This is a genomic window from Bacillus ectoiniformans (assembly GCF_016908875.1).
Classification (GTDB): domain Bacteria; phylum Bacillota; class Bacilli; order Bacillales; family Domibacillaceae; genus Bacillus_BX; species Bacillus_BX ectoiniformans.
Genome location: NZ_JAFBES010000003.1, coordinates 17,415 through 35,960 on the forward strand (window position 1 = coordinate 17,415; position 18,546 = coordinate 35,960).

Annotated in this window: 18 protein-coding genes and 2 pseudogenes; 19 read left to right on the top strand and 1 reads right to left on the bottom strand. The window is 40.6% G+C overall.

Annotation, left to right across the window (positions count from 1 at the left end):
• Nucleotides 1–26: 26 nt before the first annotated feature.
• The 5 genes from rsmG (at nucleotide 27) to JOC78_RS05320 (ending at nucleotide 4,342) form a co-directional block, all read left to right on the top strand.
• The gene (gene rsmG, locus JOC78_RS05300; protein WP_204553470.1) at nucleotides 27–743 is read left to right on the top strand and encodes a 16S rRNA (guanine(527)-N(7))-methyltransferase RsmG; all 717 of its coding nucleotides are present in this window, start codon (nucleotides 27–29) and stop codon (nucleotides 741–743) included.
• Nucleotides 744–891: 148 nt separating this feature from the next.
• Nucleotides 892–1,761, top strand: a complete 870-nt coding sequence (noc, locus tag JOC78_RS05305; RefSeq protein WP_204553471.1) for a nucleoid occlusion protein — start codon at nucleotides 892–894, stop codon at nucleotides 1,759–1,761.
• A gap of 144 nt (nucleotides 1,762–1,905) precedes the next feature.
• Nucleotides 1,906–2,670 carry a ParA family protein gene (locus tag JOC78_RS05310; protein ID WP_204553472.1) on the top strand — a complete coding sequence of 255 codons (765 nt, stop codon included), beginning with the start codon at nucleotides 1,906–1,908 and terminating at the stop codon, nucleotides 2,668–2,670.
• Nucleotides 2,663–3,514, top strand: coding sequence for a ParB/RepB/Spo0J family partition protein (locus JOC78_RS05315; RefSeq protein ID WP_204553473.1), 852 nt, complete (start codon nucleotides 2,663–2,665; stop codon nucleotides 3,512–3,514). Before JOC78_RS05310 ends, JOC78_RS05315 begins: the two co-directional genes overlap by 8 nt.
• Before the next feature lie 123 nt (nucleotides 3,515–3,637).
• The gene (locus JOC78_RS05320; RefSeq protein WP_204553474.1) at nucleotides 3,638–4,342 is read left to right on the top strand and encodes a DUF554 domain-containing protein; all 705 of its coding nucleotides are present in this window, start codon (nucleotides 3,638–3,640) and stop codon (nucleotides 4,340–4,342) included.
• A 26-nt stretch (nucleotides 4,343–4,368) separates the two neighbouring features.
• On the opposite strand, the gene yyaC is transcribed toward JOC78_RS05320, so the two are convergent.
• Complete coding sequence (gene yyaC / locus JOC78_RS05325) at nucleotides 4,369–4,980, bottom strand: spore protease YyaC (protein WP_204553475.1); 612 nt, start codon at nucleotides 4,978–4,980, stop codon at nucleotides 4,369–4,371.
• Between the two features lie 165 nt (nucleotides 4,981–5,145).
• On the opposite strand from yyaC, the gene JOC78_RS05330 reads away from it, so the two are divergent.
• From JOC78_RS05330 to dnaB, 14 genes and pseudogenes are all read left to right on the top strand, one after another.
• Nucleotides 5,146–6,066: a mechanosensitive ion channel family protein gene (locus JOC78_RS05330; protein ID WP_204553476.1), complete on the top strand. Its 921-nt coding sequence runs from the start codon at nucleotides 5,146–5,148 to the stop codon at nucleotides 6,064–6,066.
• Nucleotides 6,066–6,272, top strand: coding sequence for a DUF951 domain-containing protein (locus tag JOC78_RS05335; protein WP_204553477.1), 207 nt, complete (start codon nucleotides 6,066–6,068; stop codon nucleotides 6,270–6,272). The genes JOC78_RS05330 and JOC78_RS05335 overlap by 1 nt, the downstream gene beginning before the upstream one ends.
• A gap of 126 nt (nucleotides 6,273–6,398) precedes the next feature.
• Complete coding sequence (ychF, locus tag JOC78_RS05340) at nucleotides 6,399–7,499, top strand: redox-regulated ATPase YchF (protein WP_204553478.1); 1,101 nt, start codon at nucleotides 6,399–6,401, stop codon at nucleotides 7,497–7,499.
• A 250-nt stretch (nucleotides 7,500–7,749) separates the two neighbouring features.
• On the top strand, nucleotides 7,750–8,040 hold the full coding sequence (rpsF, locus tag JOC78_RS05345) for a 30S ribosomal protein S6 (RefSeq protein ID WP_204553479.1): 291 nt from the start codon (nucleotides 7,750–7,752) through the stop codon (nucleotides 8,038–8,040).
• A 70-nt stretch (nucleotides 8,041–8,110) separates the two neighbouring features.
• A complete protein-coding gene (ssb, locus tag JOC78_RS05350) occupies nucleotides 8,111–8,641 on the top strand; it encodes a single-stranded DNA-binding protein (protein WP_204553480.1) in 531 nt (176 codons plus the stop codon).
• A 59-nt stretch (nucleotides 8,642–8,700) separates the two neighbouring features.
• Nucleotides 8,701–8,937, top strand: coding sequence for a 30S ribosomal protein S18 (gene rpsR / locus JOC78_RS05355; RefSeq protein WP_204553765.1), 237 nt, complete (start codon nucleotides 8,701–8,703; stop codon nucleotides 8,935–8,937).
• A gap of 237 nt (nucleotides 8,938–9,174) precedes the next feature.
• Nucleotides 9,175–10,152, top strand: a pseudogene (locus tag JOC78_RS17815) (cache domain-containing protein); the annotation flags it as partial.
• A 117-nt stretch (nucleotides 10,153–10,269) separates the two neighbouring features.
• Complete coding sequence (locus tag JOC78_RS17820; protein ID WP_420829907.1) at nucleotides 10,270–11,103, top strand: methyl-accepting chemotaxis protein; 834 nt, start codon at nucleotides 10,270–10,272, stop codon at nucleotides 11,101–11,103.
• A gap of 265 nt (nucleotides 11,104–11,368) precedes the next feature.
• A pseudogene (locus tag JOC78_RS17825) lies at nucleotides 11,369–12,307 on the top strand (cache domain-containing protein); the annotation flags it as partial.
• Nucleotides 12,308–12,430: 123 nt separating this feature from the next.
• A complete protein-coding gene (locus tag JOC78_RS17830; protein ID WP_420829908.1) occupies nucleotides 12,431–13,249 on the top strand; it encodes a methyl-accepting chemotaxis protein in 819 nt (272 codons plus the stop codon).
• Between the two features lie 282 nt (nucleotides 13,250–13,531).
• Nucleotides 13,532–14,473: a DUF2232 domain-containing protein gene (locus JOC78_RS05370; protein WP_204553483.1), complete on the top strand. Its 942-nt coding sequence runs from the start codon at nucleotides 13,532–13,534 to the stop codon at nucleotides 14,471–14,473.
• A gap of 36 nt (nucleotides 14,474–14,509) precedes the next feature.
• Nucleotides 14,510–16,480: a DHH family phosphoesterase gene (locus JOC78_RS05375; RefSeq protein ID WP_204553484.1), complete on the top strand. Its 1,971-nt coding sequence runs from the start codon at nucleotides 14,510–14,512 to the stop codon at nucleotides 16,478–16,480.
• Nucleotides 16,477–16,926 carry a 50S ribosomal protein L9 gene (gene rplI, locus JOC78_RS05380; RefSeq protein WP_204553485.1) on the top strand — a complete coding sequence of 150 codons (450 nt, stop codon included), beginning with the start codon at nucleotides 16,477–16,479 and terminating at the stop codon, nucleotides 16,924–16,926. Before JOC78_RS05375 ends, rplI begins: the two co-directional genes overlap by 4 nt.
• A 105-nt stretch (nucleotides 16,927–17,031) precedes the next feature.
• Entirely contained in the window at nucleotides 17,032–18,381 is a 1,350-nt protein-coding gene (dnaB, locus tag JOC78_RS05385) for a replicative DNA helicase (protein WP_204553486.1), read from the top strand.
• The last annotated feature ends 165 nt before the right edge of the window (nucleotides 18,382–18,546 follow it).

Genomic DNA, 18,546 nt, shown 5'->3' on the forward strand with positions numbered 1-18,546 from the left:
TAATAAAGTTCAGGAAGGAACATCCGATGAATAAAGAACAATTCCAGCAGCTGCTGGCGGAGAAAGGCATCATTCTTTCTCCGGCACAGCTGGATCAATACGAAACGTATTATAAGCTGTTGGTGGAATGGAACGAAAAGATGAATCTGACAGCTATTACCGATCAAGAAGAAGTGTATTTAAAACACTTTTTTGATTCTTTATCGGCTGCTTTTTATGTAGATTTTACGAAAGAAATGAGCGTTTGTGATGTAGGAGCCGGAGCGGGTTTTCCAAGTATTCCGTTAAAGATTGCCTTTCCAAACCTTCGGGTAACGATTGTCGATTCACTCAATAAACGAATCACGTTTCTCGATCATTTAGCGAAGGAATTAAAGCTAGATCACGTTCGCTTTTGCCATGACCGAGCAGAAACGTTTGGGAAAAATCCGGATCATCGCGAACAATATGATCTAGTGACTGCACGGGCTGTCGCTAGAATGTCTGTTTTAAGTGAATTATGTCTTCCACTTGTAAAAAAAGGCGGCCTATTTGTAGCGATGAAAGCTGCTACTGCCGAAGAAGAACTGCAGCAGGGAAATAAGGCCATTAAGGTTCTTGGAGGAAAGCTTGAAGAAACGCATTCTTTTCAGTTACCTATGGAAGAAAGCGATCGTAACATTATGGTCATCAGAAAAGAATCATCCACACCAAAGAAATATCCTCGTAAACCGGGAACACCAAATAAATCACCAATCGAGTAAAGTTATCCACATGTGGGTAACTTTACTTTTTATAGAGAAAAATTGTCGGCTTCCTGAAAAAAATCAAAAACTGTCAAAGCAAAGAAGGAACTGGCGATTCTTAAGAGAATATGTTATGTAGGGAGTTCGTTAAAGGTGGTGTAGGGGCATGAAGCATCCTTTCTCTCGTTTTTTTAGTTTGGGGGAAAAAGCAGCAGAAGAAGTAGTAGAACAGCTGGAAGAGTCGGCAGTCGATCTGAATCGGGAAGAAGTAAAAAAAGTTCCCGTCTCACAAATGATTCCCAACCGGTTTCAGCCGCGGACGGTCTTCAATCAGGAGAAAATTGAAGAGCTGGCCAGAACGCTTCATATACATGGTATTATTCAGCCAATCGTTGTAAGAGAAACAGAAGATGGGTTATATGAAATCATCGCTGGAGAAAGACGCTGGCGTGCAGCCCAAGTATTGAATTGGGAAACGGTTCCAGTAATTATAAATAATCTAAATGATACAGAAACCGCTTCGGTGGCTTTAATAGAGAATTTACAAAGAGAAGAACTCTCTCCAATTGAAGAAGCAGTCGCTTATGGGAAACTGCTTGAACTTCATGATTTAACACAAGAAGCTCTAGCCCAGCGATTAGGAAAAGGACAGTCAACGGTAGCCAATAAACTGAGATTATTGAAGCTTCCACAAGACGTGCAAGATGCTCTAATGAGAAAAGCGATTACTGAACGTCATGCCCGTGCTTTGATTCCATTAAAAGATCCAATGAAACAAGTTCAGCTGATGAACGAAGTCATTGAAAAACAGTTTAATGTGAAGCAGACAGAAGATCGTGTCGTTCAATATTTAGAAGCATCGAAAGAAAAGCCGAAGCCTAAGCGGAAAGCTTTTAGCAAGGATGTGCGGATTGCGGTCAATACCATTAGACAGTCATTAAATATGGTATCTGACAGCGGCATTAATTTAAAATCACAGGAAGAAGAGTTTGAAGATTTTTACCAAATCACAATTAAAATACCTAAAAAAAAGTAAGAGTAGAAGAAGTCTCAGCTGGCTTCTTTTTTTTATCTTCATCCTAAACTGCACATGAAATCTTTCCTGTTTATCGATATTTTTTGTTAGAATAGAAGATAAATACTAGCAGTTTAACAGGATAGCAGAAAGCAGGTGAGTCCGTTGGGAAAAGTCATTGCAATTGCCAATCAAAAAGGCGGAGTAGGAAAAACCACGACGTCTGTCAATTTAGGAGCATGTATTGCTTCTCTAGATAAAAAAGTTCTGTTGGTAGATATTGATCCACAAGGAAATGCCACAAGCGGTTCAGGCGTTGAAAAAGGGGAAGTAGATCAGTGTATTTATGATGTATTAGTCGATGATGTTGACATTGCTGATGTGATTAAACCTACAGCAATTGATGGATTATACGTCGTGCCGGCGACTATTTCACTTGCTGGCGCAGAAATTGAACTTGTTCCAACTATTTCGAGAGAAGTTAGACTGAAACGGGCGCTCGAAGCCATGCGTGATAGCTTTGACTTCATTATTATTGATTGCCCGCCATCTTTAGGCCTGTTAACAATTAATGCTTTAACCGCGTCAGACTCCGTTATTATTCCCGTGCAATGTGAGTATTACGCATTAGAAGGACTGAGTCAGCTATTAAACACAGTTCGTCTAGTTCAAAAACATCTAAATAAAGAACTCATGATCGAAGGAGTTCTTCTGACGATGCTAGACGCCCGGACAAATTTAGGATTACAAGTCATTGAGGAAGTAAAGAAATACTTTCAAGATAAAGTGTACAAAACCATTATTCCTCGAAATGTACGTTTAAGTGAGGCTCCGAGTCATGGAAAACCAATTATATTGTATGATGCCCGCTCAAGAGGAGCCGAAGTTTATTTAGATTTCGCAAAGGAGGTAGCCTTAGCTAATGGTTAAAGGATTAGGAAAAGGAATCAACGCCATCTTTGGAGAAATGGATTCAGAAAATGAAGAAGTAAAAGAAGTAAAAACTAGAGAACTTCGGCCAAACCCTTATCAGCCCAGAACAGTGTTTAACGATGATGCTATAGAGGAATTGGCGGAATCGATTATAGAACATGGCATTCTGCAGCCGATTATTGTCCGAAAAAGCATTAAAGGCTATGAAATTGTCGTCGGAGAGCGGCGGTACCGGGCAGCTAAGAAAGCTAAGCTAGATAAGGTGCCTGTAGTGGTCCGCAAGTTGACGGATGAGCAAATGATGGAGATGTCACTTTTAGAAAACCTCCAGCGTGAAGATTTATCAGCTATGGAAGAAGCGGCTGCTTATCAATCTTTGATGGATAAATTAAATATGACACAAGAAGTTCTTTCTAAACGAATGGGAAAGAGCCGGTCACATATTGCTAATTACGTTCGGCTCTTATCATTGCCTAAATCAGTGCAGACATATTTGGCAGACGGACAATTAACAATGGGTCACGGCCGAACGCTAGCAGGAATGAAAAATAAAAAACAGATGGAATCAGTTGCTTTAAAAGCCGTAAAAGAGCAATTGAATGTCCGTCAGCTGGAAAAATTGGTTCAGCAGCTAAATGAAAATGTTCCACGTGAAACAATTCCTGAGAAACAAGAGAAAGATATTTTTCTAAAAGAGCGAGAAGAATTTCTAAGAGAACGTTTCGGTACAGCTGTACATATTAAACAATCAAAAGATAAGAAAAAAGGGAAAATTGAGATTGAGTATTTATCACAAGAAGATTTAAATAGAATATTAGACTTATTTAATCCAGAAGATTGATAAGGAGCTGCCGAAGATTCGGCAGTTATTTTTTTATTTTGATCATTCCGTGACTGTCCAGAAACGGGATTTAATGGTAATTTAATAAAGATTAGAATTAGATAAGAAGGGCAGTTGTGAAAGATGGTATTATTCGGATCCATTGTGAATGGACTAACAATAATTAGCGGGGCCTTACTTGGAAAGTTATTAAATCGAATTCCAGAAGGGATTAAAGGGACAGTCATGCAAGCCATTGGATTAGCTGTGATTGTGCTAGGGTTACAGATGGGATTTAAAAGTGAAAACTTTTTAATTGTGATCATCAGCCTAGTCTGCGGCGCGGCGATCGGCGAAGTATTAATGTTAGATCACCGCCTTAACCAAGCCGGATTATTGTTAGAGAGAAAAATAGGAAAAGAAAATAGTGAAACAAGTATTTCACAAGGGTTTGTGACGGCCACTTTAATATTTGTTATAGGTGCCATGGGGATTATAGGCGCGTTAGATAGCGGAATTAGAGGCAATCATGAAGTGTTATTAACGAAATCTATTATTGATGGCGTAACGGCTTTAATTTTAACCACGACTCTAGGGATCGGTGTAATTTTTTCAGCGGTTCCGGTTGTCATGTATCAAGGAGCGATTGCTCTGTTCGCTACCCAGATTGATCGGTTTGTGCCAAAAGAGTGGATGGATGCGTTTATTGTAGAAATGACATCTGTGGGCGGTATTATGATTTTTGCCATCGGCTTAAATCTTCTTGGATTAACTAAAATCAGAGTAGCTAATCTATTGCCTAGTTTACTAATGGTGGGTTTGCTGATCACTTTCATTCAATATTTTTAAGTGAATACATGATTAGCCTGATGGGATCATTGTACATCAGGCTTTTTCGGCAGGAAATAATCTTTATCCATCCGCTGATAGCCGATCGATGCTTCAACGACACCTGAAGCAATCACTTTAGCCATGCTCATGACAAGATGAAGCCGCGTATTCTGCAAGACAAAAAACTCCATAAATCCGCTGACATTCACCACACCGGTAATATGCGCTTCTCCAACAGCGGGAAGCTCTTTGTTTACTCCTGCTCCAGGTTTGACTGGTCCTGCTCCAATTTGAATATTTCCGATGCTTTTTAAACGCCCCAAGCAGGCATCTGCGCCAATAATAAATGGGTGACGATGCGTCTTATGAATTATCGCTAATTTTTCTGTTAAATTGACGGCATGGACAGGATCCTCGAGAGTTCCGTATATATGAAACCCGACTGCTTTTTGATCAGATAAGAGTGTGCCAGTTAAAGGGCCAAGAGAATCTCCAGTGGAGCGATCCGTTCCGATAAATACAAGGATAATAGGTCTAGTATTAGGCGGAGGCAGCAAAGACAGCAGTTGTTCAGCTATGTTCTTACTGGCTTCTGGGTGCTCATAATGAAAGACGAAAGGGTCAGGCGACCGATCGAAAAACCGTTTAAGATTCATATTCCACCTCTTTAAGATAATAGTAAGAGTATACGGAAAAAAGAAGATTTCTATACATGGACAGGCAAGAGGACCAGAAAAAAAGGTTTCCTAGTAGGTCTGACTATAATTTTTTCCTGTTCCTTGTTAAAATGAGTATGCCCTTCATTAAAAATAGAAGGAGGAATGGATGGATTGACAACGTATCAACGAATGTTAGAAAAACTTTGGGATAGATTTACAGACGAAGAACTTTGGATCGCGTTTGGAGAAGGAACGCTTAAAATTGTTTTCATCCTGATTCTTGCCGGACTGGTTATTAAAATAGGAAAAGCAGGCATTCGAAATTTCTTTCACTTACGCTCTAAAACACCATTGGGCTTTTCTGAAAGAAGAGAAAATACATTACTTAAGCTGTTAGAAAACGTGATCTCTTACGTCATTTACTTTATTGCTCTTATTAATATATTGGCCGTATTGACGTTTGATATTAAAGGGCTTATAGCCGGGGCCGGGGTCGTTGGTCTTGCCATTGGTTTCGGTGCACAAAACTTAGTGCGCGACGTCATTACCGGTTTCTTTATTATCTTTGAAGATCAGTTTTCTGTCGGAGATTTCGTTCGGATTGGTCAATTTGAAGGGACGGTAGAAGAGATCGGCTTACGAACAACGAAGATCAAGAATTGGACGGGTGAACTTCATATTTTACCTAACGGAAGCATTGTAGAAGTAACGAACTTCTCCGTTCATAACAGCATGGCAGTGGTTGATGTCAGCATTGCTTATGAAGAAAATATTAGCGAAGCTGAAAAAGTAATTAATGATTTACTAGAAACACTTCCTGAGAAATACAGCGAAATTGTGGTGACACCCCAGCTTTTAGGCATTCAAAACTTAGCTGCCTCTGATGTGGTTATGAGAATTGTCGCTGAAACGACTCCAATGAATCATTGGTATATTGCCCGGATGATTCGTAAAGATATTAAAGAGTGTTTAGATGAGCATGGGATTGAAATTCCGTTTCCACGGCTTGTTATGTATTCCCGCAGCGAGCAGGAAGAAGCTGTAGAAGGAAAGAAACGAGAGCGGGAGAATGGGGGAGCATAATGGAGCAAAAGACATTTGAATTAAATGATATTGTAGAAATGAAAAAGGCTCATCCATGCGGAACCAACCGCTGGAAAGTCATTCGGTTAGGAATGGATATCCGCATTAAGTGTGAAGGGTGCGGACATAGCGTGATCTTGCCCAGGAAAGAATTTACGAAAAAAATAAAAAAAGTGTTGGGTTCTGAAGCAAAAGACAGCGAGTAATCCTCGCTGTTTTTTCGTATGAAATTGCAGCTAGTAGAGATTGCCTTTTTCTAAGACTATCTCTATAATTGTGAAAGGTTTATATTCGTAAAAAAATCATATGATTGAAATAGAGGAGTGACCAGAATGGCTTTAACAGCTGGGATTGTCGGGTTGCCAAACGTAGGTAAATCCACATTATTTAATGCAATAACGAAAGCAGGCGCCGAATCGGCCAACTATCCATTTTGTACAATCGATCCGAACGTAGGGATTGTTGAAGTTCCCGATCATCGTTTAAATAAGTTAACAGAAATGGTAGAACCGAAGAAAACGATTCCGACTGCGTTTGAATTTACAGATATCGCAGGAATTGTAAAAGGAGCCAGTAAAGGAGAAGGATTAGGAAATAAATTCCTTTCTCACATTCGTGAAGTAGATGCGATCTGCCAAGTAGTACGTTGTTTTGCGGATGACAACATTACGCACGTTTCTGGAAAAGTAGATCCAATTGATGATATCGAAGTCATCAATTTGGAATTGATTTTAGCTGATTTAGAAAGCGTCGATAAGCGTTTAGCACGTGTAGCTAAACTGGCGAAGCAAAAAGATAAAGATGCGGTATTTGAGAGTGATATTTTAGTAAAATTAAAAGAAGCGCTTGAAGATGACCGTGCAGCACGTACAGTTGAGTTCACGGAAGAACAAGCTAAGTTCGTGAAGCAAATGCATTTGTTAACGAGTAAGCCAATGCTATATGTGGCCAACGTAAGCGAAGATGACATCGCAGACCCTTCAGACAATGAATATGTACAAAAAGTTCGTGAATTCGCTGATAAAGATTCAGCTGAAGTCATCGTCGTTTGTGCGAAAATTGAAGAGGAAATTGCTGAACTAGACGAAGACGAAAAAATGATGTTCCTTCAAGAGTTGGGTATCGAAGAATCTGGTTTAGATCAATTAATCCGTGCTGCTTATTCATTATTAGGCTTAGCGACTTACTTCACAGCGGGCGTACAAGAAGTAAGAGCATGGACATTCCGCCATGGCATGAAAGCTCCGCAATGTGCCGGCATCATTCATACGGACTTCGAAAAAGGATTCATCCGTGCCGAAACCGTTTCTTACGACGACCTAGTGGCAACTGGCTCCATGACGGCAGCCAAAGAAGCCGGAAAAGTCCGCCTAGAAGGCAAAGAATATATCGTAAAAGACGGAGATATTATTCACTTTAGATTTAACGTTTAAAAGCAAAAGCCGTTTGTTCAGGTGTCTAATCTTTTACCCCAAAGCACAATAGATCCTAAAAACCCTCACTTCACCGTGAGGGTTTTTAGCTATTGCAGCAAGTAAAACGCTATAAGGAAATCTCTTCTCTATATAGCTTGCCTTCACAATCAAATTGTAGTATAATTCTTACTTGTGAGTAATGAAATACTTACTCCTTGCTCTTTTTAAGTGAAAAGAGCCGCATAGTCCATGAGGAGGTGAAAGAAAGATGAAAAAGTACGAATTCATGTACATTATCCGTCCTACACTAGATGAGGATGCTAAAAAAGCAGTTGTTGAGCGTTTTGACAACATCCTAACATCAAGCGGTGCGGAGATCATCGATTCTAAAGACTGGGGTAAACGTCGTTTAGCGTATGAAATCAACGATTTCCGTGAAGGTTTCTACCAATTGGTACACGCTAACGCTGAATCTGCAGCGGTTAATGAATTTGACCGTTTAGCAAAAATCAGTGATGACATTATCCGTCACATCGTTGTTAAAGAAGAAGAAAAATAATTCGTTATAAATAAACAAACGTCTGAAAATGTTTCACGTGGAACATTTTTAGGAAAAGGGGTTGATTCTGATGATGAACCGAGTGATTCTAGTCGGTCGTTTAACAAAGGACCCTGAACTTCGTTATACACCAAACGGAGTTGCAGTTGCCACCTTTACCCTGGCTGTGAACCGTTCGTTTACCAATCAGCAAGGAGAGCGAGAAGCAGACTTCATTAATTGTGTCGTCTGGCGCCGTCCCGCTGAGAATGTAGCGAATTTCTTGAAAAAGGGCAGTCTGGCTGGAGTAGATGGACGTGTGCAAACACGTAACTACGAAGGACAAGATGGCAAACGCGTATATGTGACTGAAATTATGGCAGAAAGCGTTCAGTTTTTAGAGCCACGCAATAGCGGCGGCCCATCAAACGAACGTGGCGGCGATAATAACATGTACGGCGGAGGGCAAAAAAGTCAAGATTTTCCGTTTGGACAGCAGAATCAACAACGAAGCAACAACAACAATAATAACAACAACTCAGGTTATACAAGAATAGATGAAGATCCATTTGCTAGCGACGGCAAGCCGATCGATATTTCAGATGACGATCTTCCATTCTAATTCCTATTGAAAAGCGATGCCTATTAGGCTGAGCTAAACAATTACAAAGGAGGGAAATGATCATGGCAGGACGCAGAGGCGGACGTAAGCGCCGGAAAGTTTGTTACTTCACAGCTAACGGCATTACGCACATCGATTATAAAGATGTGGATTTATTGAAAAAATTTATCTCTGAGCGTGGAAAAATTCTTCCACGTCGTGTAACTGGAACAAATGCTAAATACCAACGTCGTTTAACTATCGCAATTAAACGCGCGCGTACAATGGCACTTCTTCCGTACGTTACTGGAGAATAATACGTTTTAAAAGCCTGCTCTTTGTTGAGCAGGCTTTTTTGTATGCATTTTTAATGGGAAATATGAGTATTTTTTAAAAATTTTTCTAAAAAATTTCTACGAAATATATTGAAAAAAGATATAATAAAAAATAGTATTACTATTTACAGCCAGGCGGTGAACTTCTTGCACTCAATTAAAGTAAAATTAATGATTCCTATTGTTGTTCTGCTCCTTTTGTCCTTTAGTTTTATTATTATGTATACAAGTTATAAAGCGGAGAAGGAAACAGAAGAGAATGTCGTTTCGCAAACTCAGGGTATGGTTAAAGAAATGAATCATTCGATTCGCTTATTTTTAGACCAGCATGAAAAAAGTGTAGATCTATTATCCAAAGCTCCTATTCTTGCTTCGTATGGACAAGCGTTAATGCAATCTCCTGAAACGCCTGTAAACAATGAAGCGATAGTGGCTAATTTAGAACAGTATCTAGAGAGCTATCAAGATGTTACAAGCATCTATTTCGCATCTGTCACTAAGCATCTTGAAATAGTACCTTATGCGGATATTCCAGACGATTTCGATCACACGGACAGAGACTGGTATAAACAGGCTATTAACTTAAAAGGAGAAGTTGTTTGGAGTGAGCCTTACGTAGATGCAGCCACAGGAGCAAATGTCGTCACACTGTCTAAAGCGATATATAATGGCAGCCAATTACTAGGCGTGATTGGGGCAGACATTGACCTGAGCACATTAACGAATGCAATGAAAGATATGAATATCGGCTATAACGGCTATTCTGTCGTTATGTCTCAGCAAGGAATGGCGATTGTTCATCCTAAAGAAGCCGGCAAGGATGTATCGAACATGGCGTTTGCTAAAGGTTCATTAGCTGGTAAATCAGATCAAGGGGTTAGCACGTATAAAGAAAAAGGCAAAGATCAGCTATTTGTCTACGATACGGTTCAAGGACCTGAATGGAAAATAGGAGCGATTTACAACCGTGATCAGTTAATCGAACTTGCCCGCTCGATTCAGCAGTCTTTGCTAATAACGGGAGTTCTAGTTCTTGTATTAATTATTGCGGCGGTTCTTTTCGTCTTAAACAAAATTGTGCAGCCGCTTCATGCCTTGCGTAATTCCGCTAGAAAGGTAGCAGAAGGCGATTTAAGTGTCCAAGTATCGGTTCAGTCGAAAGACGAAGTAGGGCAGCTTGCCGCTGATTTTAATACAATGGTCATCAGTATGAAAGAAATCATATCTGTCGTTAACCATTCGGTTCAGGATGTAAAGCATTCCGCGGAGAATTTAAGCGCGATCTCTGAGGAGACGAACGCATCTAGTGAGCAAATGGGCTTAGCGATCACCCAAATTGCTAAGGGTGCAACAAAATCAGCAGAAGAATCCAGTGAAGCCACTCATCGTTCGAATAGCTTAGGGGAACAGATCAATATTATTACAAACCAGGCATCTGACATGAAGGCAGCAGCTGGACAAGCTGAACAAGCGAATCAAGCAGGTCTGAAACAAATTCAAGAACTTGGCGAGTCCAACCAGGATTCCAAAAACTACTTAAATGGAATGGAAAAAGTGATTTTAGAACTTGAATCTAAAATCACCTCCATAGGAGTAGTCATGGAGACTATTACACAAATCTCTTCTCAAACCAATCTATTAGCTTTAAACGCTTCGATTGAAGCTGCCAGAGCAGGGGAACATGGAAAAGGCTTTGCTGTAGTAGCAGAAGAAGTGCGGAAGCTTGCTGAACAATCGGTGAAAGCTACCGACCAAGTAAAGTCTACGATAATGGATATTCAAAACGGCTCGCAGCAAGCAGTTGATCAAATGGTCAAAACAAAAGAAAATTTCGACTCACAAACTTCTGTAGTGGAACAAACCAGCGAGATTTTCGTTCAAATTTCTTCGTTTGTCGAAAAAATGGAAGCATCCATTTCAGCCATAAATGATGAAATTCAGGAAGTAGCGGTGACAAAGAATGAGGTCCTTGAAGTGATGGAAGGCATTGCCGCAGCAAGCCAAGAATCAGCCGCAGCAAGCCAAGAAGTAAGTGCTTCCGCTGATGAACAGCATCATGCGATTCAAGCCGTAACTGAAGCATCTGAACATTTAATGGAGCTGAGTGGGGAACTAAAACACGCTGTGGAGCGATTTAAATTAAATTAATAAATACAAATCTAAGGGCTGACGCAATTTGTCAGTCTTTTTTTTTCATTTATTTATAAAAATATATCAAAAATTTACATTTCCTTAATAAGCCCAATAGGTATTTAAAACTATAATGAGGAGGGTATAAAGTAGGGAAGGCGGGACATGCGTGAAATCAATTCGAAAAAAACTAATTATTCCATTGTTTTCATTATTATTGGCCTCATTTACATTTATTATTTTTTTCACTGGAGAACAAGCAGAAATTATTACGAAAGATAATGTGACCGAGCAAACGAAAGGAATTGTAAAGGAACTAGAGAATTCAACCAACCTTTTTTTAGACAAGTATGAGGACAGCATCGACTTATTAGCAGAAAGTCAGCAAGCTATTCGGTATGGACAGCTAGTAAACGAAAGTGGATCTATAGAAGAACGATCTATAGCCGATAGAGAATTGCAGATTATCTTTAATCGGTACACCGATATCTATAAAGATGCCGTGAGTGTCTATTATGTTTCTCCGTCGAATCAGATGAAAATGGTGCCAGCGATTCAACTGCCCAGCAACTATCAGCCTGTTAACGAATCTTGGTATCAATCAGCGGTTAACAGTAAAACAGCCATCTGGAGCTTGCCTTACAAGAACAGCGCAGGTGCGTATGTAGTCACTATTTCTAAAGCATTATATAGCGGCAAAGAGCTGATTGGCGTCGTTGGAGCAGATATTCATCTAACTAGCCTGACTAATCGAATGAACGATTTAAATATCGGGTATAACGGGTATCCAATCATCTTAGCAGAAAATGGGGATGCGATGGTGCATCCGAAATTGAAAGGGAAGAATTTGAAGAAGGATGCTCTATTTAAAGAAGTGCTTGAAGGCAAAAGTGAAAGCGGAATTGTCGAAGACCCATCCAATAAACAGTTGTTTGTCTACAATACCGTTACTCGTACGAATTGGATCATCGGCGCCATGTACAAGGAATCTGAATTAATCAGCTTATCTAATTCAATTAAAAAGATTCTGCTGGTGACGGCAATTGCTGTTCTGTTTTTAGTCATGATTGCCATCATCATTCTTTCTTCTAAAATAACCCGACCTTTAGAAAAATTAAACCAATCGGTAAGTGAAGTGGCGAAAGGAAATTTACATACAAAGGTTGAAGTGAAAGGAAAAGATGAAGTGGCTCAGTTAGGAAGTAATTTAAACTTCATGATTGATAATATGAGAAACATTATTCTGGTGGTTGCGGATTCTGCTCATAACGTCAAAGAATCGGTTGATCAGCTGAAATTAAGCGCTTTAGAGTCGGCGGCATCGAGTCAGGAAACATTTTCAGCAATGAATGAAATTGCTCTAGGTGCAGAACGTTCAGCGAAAGAGGCTGATTCCGCGGACAAGCAGTCGATTCAACTAGGACAGGTGATTAATGAGATCACTGACAAAGCCGAGACGATGTCTTCTCTAGCAGAAGAAGCTAGCTTAGCCAATCAGGCAGGGGCTTCACAGATTAAATCCCTTTATCAATCAAATGAAACCTCTCAAGCATTTATTGACGCCACACAGGATGTCATTGCTGATTTAGCAGGCAAGCTTCAGCACATGGAGCAAGTCGTTCAGACAATTACCGACCTTTCTTCTCAAACGAACTTATTGGCGTTAAATGCAAGCATTGAAGCGGCTAGAGCAGGGGAGCATGGGAAGGGCTTTTCAGTTGTCGCCCAGGAAGTCAGAAAACTAGCAGAGCAGTCGAAACAATCTGCTTTAGGCATACAAGAAATGATAGAGGATATTCAATTAGGATCGAACCGGGCAATCGAGCAAATGAGTCAAACCAAATACAATTTTTCCAGACAAACCGAGGTGGTTCAGCATACGCGAGAGATCTTTAAGCAAAACTATTCTTTAATGAATCAAATCAAGCAGGCGGTTTCTTCAGTGACAGCGGATATTCAGCATATGGCTGACACAAAGGAAGATGTGCTCATGATGATTAGTGAAATGGCCGAAGTATCCCGTCAGGCGGCAGCGGTCAGCACAGAAGTCCGAAATCACACCGATGAGCAAGTGAAAAGAGTAGAATCTGTTACAGAAAGTGCCGATCAGTTAACGAACCTGAATGATGAACTCCTTCAATCGATCAGAAGGTTTAAAGTATAAATAAAAGATCAGATAACAACCACTTGAATGGGTCATTTCAAGTGGTTTTAACGTTGGCCTGCGCTAGGATACATCCGTTATTTGACGGGTTTTCGCTGCTGTTTAACTTTCTGAAATTCCTCAAGGTTGAATGACATTCAAAAGGAAGCTAAAATAATAGAAGCAGGTTTTCTGCGCAACGCACAAAACTCGTTGACAAAAAGGCTGATTTCTCCGCCAAGCAGCAGGGCCGGCAGAGTCTTTTACATAAATGAAACAGTAATAATTTAATGAGGTGTTCGAGTGAGAAGTACTAGAATGATCACTGAAGGGGCATTAATGTTAGCTATATTTACAATTTTATTGCTGATCTCATTGTATGTCCCTTTATTATGGGCGATTTCAAGCCTGTTCTTAATTTTGCCTTTCCTCATTTACAGTGCGAAATATCCGGTTAATTACTCTGTGCTGCTCATTGTAATCAGCACGGCTCTTTCGGGACTGGTCGGGGGAATTCTGACTATACCATTAGCCTTATCCAACAGTACTACAGGTGTAGTGATGGGCAGTCTTATAAAGAAACGCAAGGAAAAGTTTGTTATATACGTAGCGGGCAGTTTTACTTTTTTACTTAACGTTCTTCTTCAGTATGTAGCGGCTATCATGTTATTTGATTTTAATTTCATGTCGGAATTGAATCGGACATTGAAAAGCTCCTTTAAGGAATCAACTGCGCTGATGGAGAAGCTGGGGCAGACCATCCCTGAAAACACAGAGGAACAGCTTATGGCTAGTGTAGATATGTTTCAAACACTCATGCCAAGCTTGATCGTGCTGTTTTCCTTTCTCTCTGTGCTGATCTTAATTCTCGTCAATTTTCCTATTTTAAAAAGGCTTGGAATGGATGTACCTGTTTTTGAGCCATTTAGAAATTGGCAGCTGCCAAAAAGTATCCTGTGGTATTACCTGTTTTTACTGCTTGGTGCTTTTATCGCATTTCCGGAAAAGGGAACGATGTGGTATTCAGCTTATACTAACTTGATGTTTATGCTGCAGCTATGTCTGCTGATTCAAGGACTTTCTTTCATCTTTTTCTATGCTTATCTAAAGAAATGGACAAAAGCAATCCCAATATTTATTGCTGTTTTTTCAATTCTCATGCTTCCACTTCTTTATCTTGTGAGATTATTAGGTATAATTGACTTAGGATTTGATTTGCGGCAGCGCCTTCAATCAAAAAAATAGTTACTGTAGCGATTTTTATTTCTAGGAGCTGAAACCATGCTTTCTTACTATAATAGGAGAAATATTCAACTTCCGTTATATGGACTAATGGCTGTCCTCGCAGTTGTGTTAATCATTCTTTCGATGCACAGCTGGATTGCCGGATTGATCGGTCTAGCAGCGGCTGCTTTTCTTTTTTTTCTCCTGTTCAGGGCAGAAAAAAGGATTCACGAAGAAATTGAACAATATGTTAACACATTGTCTTACCGATTAAAAAAGGTAGGAGAAGAAGCCTTGTTAGAAATGCCAATTGGGATTCTTTTGTACAACGAGGAGTATTACATAGAATGGTCTAATCCTTTTTTAGCTTCCTGGTTTGAACAGGAGTCTCTTGTGGGGCAGTCCTTATATGAAGTGGCAGAAGTCGTCATACCGGTGATAAAAAGTGAAAAAGAAGAAACGGTCCAGTTAAATGGACGCCAGTTTCATCTTGTTGTTAAGCCGAGTGAAAGACTGGTTTACTTTTTCGATGTGACAGATCAAGTGGAAACAGCTAAGAAATACCTTGAAGAAAAGACGGTTGTGTCGATTATTTACTTGGACAACTACGATGATTTGACTCAAGGAATGGACGACCAGACGCGAAGCAACTTAAATAGCCTAGTCACCTCGCTGTTAAACAATTGGGCTAAAGAATATGGAATGTTTATAAAACGGATTTCTTCAGAGCGGTTCTTTGCGGTATTGAATGAAAAGATTCTGCTTGAACTAGAAGAGTCGAAATTCGCTATCCTGGATGTTATTAGGGAACATACGGCTAAACAAAATGCACCGCTCACATTAAGTATTGGTGTGGGACAAGGGGAGTTGCCGCTTCCTGATATCGGCGATCTGGCTCAATCCAGTTTAGACTTGGCTCTTGGACGAGGAGGAGACCAGGCAGCCATTAAACAAACGACAGGAAAAGTGAAATTCTACGGCGGAAAAACGAATCCGATGGAGAAAAGAACACGTGTCCGCGCGCGGGTGATCTCTCATGCACTGAAAGAACTGGTGACAGAAAGCGATAAGGTCATTGTCATGGGTCATAAATATCCAGACATGGATGCCATAGGTGCTTCTATGGGAATCCGCCGCGTAGCCGAAATGAACGATCGAGATGGCTATATTGTCTTGGATTTCTCTGAGATCGATACAGCGGTGAAGCGATTAGTCGGAGAAACGAAGGAGCATCCAGATTTATATTCAAGATTCCTCACTCCTGAAGAAGCCTTGGATTTAGCGACAGAGGATACGCTGCTTGTCATAGTAGACACGCATAAACCTTCGCTTGTGATCGAAGAAAAACTATTAAACAAAATTGAAAAAGTTGTGGTCATCGATCACCATCGGCGCGGAGAGGAATTTATTCAAAATCCTTTGCTTGTCTATATGGAGCCATATGCGTCCTCGACTGCAGAACTTGTGACAGAGCTGCTTGAATACCAGCCGAAAACGAAAAAACTTTCGATGTTAGAAGCGACGGCCCTGCTTGCAGGAATAATTGTCGATACGAAGAGCTTCTCTTTAAGAACAGGCTCGAGAACATTTGATGCAGCTTCCTACCTGCGGGCACAGGGGGCAGATACCGTTCTCGTACAAAAATTCTTAAAAGAGGATATTAATACGTATATACAGCGTTCACAATTAATTGAAACAGTGTATTTCGTATACAATGGCATTGCGATCGCTAAAGGGAGAAATGAGGCCATCTATGATTCTGTGTTAATTGCTCAAGCAGCTGATACACTTTTGACGATGGATGGAGTCAGTGCATCCTTTGTCATTGCCAGAAGAGCGAAAGATACAGTCGGCATCAGTGCCCGTTCTTTAGGAGAAATCAATGTCCAAATCATTATGGAACAATTAAACGGGGGTGGGCATTTAACCAATGCAGCAACCCAGCTGAAAGAAATCACTGTAGACGAAGCAGAATTACAGCTGAGCACAGTCATTAATCAAATTATTGAAGGGGGCAGGGAAGAATGAAAGTAATCTTCTTGCAAGACGTAAAAGGTAAAGGAAAAAAAGGGGAAGTAAAAAATGTCGCGGATGGATACGCGCACAATTTTCTTCTAAAAAATAACTTAGCGGTGGAAGCAACAGCCGGCAACCAAAAAGCATTAGATAATCAAAAGAAAAAAGAAGCAGAAATTGCTCAGCAAGAAGTAGAAGATGCGAAGAAGTTAAAAGAAGTGATTGAAGGTCTGACTGTTGAAGTGAAAGCTAAATCAGGAGAAGGCGGCCGTTTATTCGGTTCTGTCACTTCTAAGCAGATTGCAGAAGAACTAAAGAAAACACACAACATTAAAATTGATAAACGAAAAATGGATCTGCCAGATGGCGTACGTGCTCTTGGTTACACAAACGTACCGGTTAAACTTCATAATGAAGTATCTGGAACTTTAAAAGTTCATGTAGTGGAAGAAAAATAATTCATTTCATGCTAAAATAGTAAGGTTGAGAAATGTGATCGGATGTTTTCTGGTCACATTTTTTCTATAAAAAAAGTCATCCTTCCTTTAAGGAGGTTCAAGCATATGAGTGATTTATTAACAGATCGGATTCCACCGCAAAATATAGAGGCAGAGCAGGCCGTGCTCGGAGCCGTTTTCTTAGAACCATCCGCATTAACTGTAGCATCGGAAATATTAATCCCTGAAGATTTCTACCGAAGTGCCCATCAGAAGATATTCAGCATGATGCTCAAGCTGAATGACCATGGGAAAGCGGTCGACGTGATTACCGTCACGGAAGAACTCGCAGCGGCCAAAGAGCTTGAGGATGTCGGAGGCGTATCTTATTTAACTGACTTAGCGGATTCTGTTCCTACAGCTGCCAACATTGAATATTACGCCCGGATCGTCGAAGAGAAGTCGCTTTTGCGTCGATTGATACGCACAGCTACCCATATCGCTTCCGAGGGCTACAGCCGAGAAGATGAAGTAGAAGGGCTGTTGAGTGAAGCAGAAAAAAGCATTATGGAAGTCGCTTCCCGCAAAAACACCAGTGCCTTTCATAATATTAAAGATGTGCTTGTTCGCACATACGACAATATTGAATTGCTTCATAACCGTAAAGGCGACGTAACGGGTATTCCTACGGGTTTCGCGGAGCTTGATGGCATGACGGCAGGCTTCCAGCGTAATGATTTAATCATTGTTGCTGCCCGTCCTTCAGTGGGTAAAACCGCCTTTGCGTTAAACATTGCCCAAAATGTCGCGACCAAAACGGAAGAAAATGTGGCCATCTTTAGTTTGGAGATGGGAGCGGAGCAGCTGGTGATGCGGATGCTTTGCGCTGAAGGGAACATCAACGCCCAAAACCTGCGGACAGGCTCTCTGACCGACGAAGACTGGCGCAAGCTGACTATGGCGATGGGCAGTCTGTCGAACTCCGGTATTTTCATTGATGATACACCAGGTGTCCGCATCGGGGAAATTCGTGCGAAATGCCGCCGTTTGAAACAGGAGCATGGACTGGGCATGATCTTAATCGATTACTTGCAGCTGATTCAAGGAAACGGCCGTTCAGGCGAAAATCGTCAGCAGGAAGTATCGGAAATTTCCCGTTCTTTAAAGGCATTAGCGAGGGAATTAGAAGTGCCGGTTATCGCGCTTTCCCAGCTGTCCCGTGGAGTAGAGCAGCGTCAAGATAAGCGTCCGATGATGTCAGATATTCGTGAATCAGGGTCGATTGAGCAGGATGCCGATATCGTTGCTTTCTTATATCGTGACGATTATTATGATAAAGAGTCTGAGAATAAGAATATTATTGAAATCATTATTGCCAAGCAGCGTAATGGTCCAGTTGGAACCGTACAGCTGGCGTTTGTAAAAGAATATAATAAATTCGTCAACTTAGAGCGGCGATTTGATGACGCCGGTTAAGAAATGTTGAGAGTCAGTTACCATATGCTGGCTCTTTTTTGTTTTATACGAACGAATACGATAAAAAAATATTAATTGTTCGTGTTTTGTATTTGACTTCTTCTGTTTTAAACTGGTAAACTTATTATGTTTGATAAAAAGAATTTACGGACCCTTCGGAGGTGC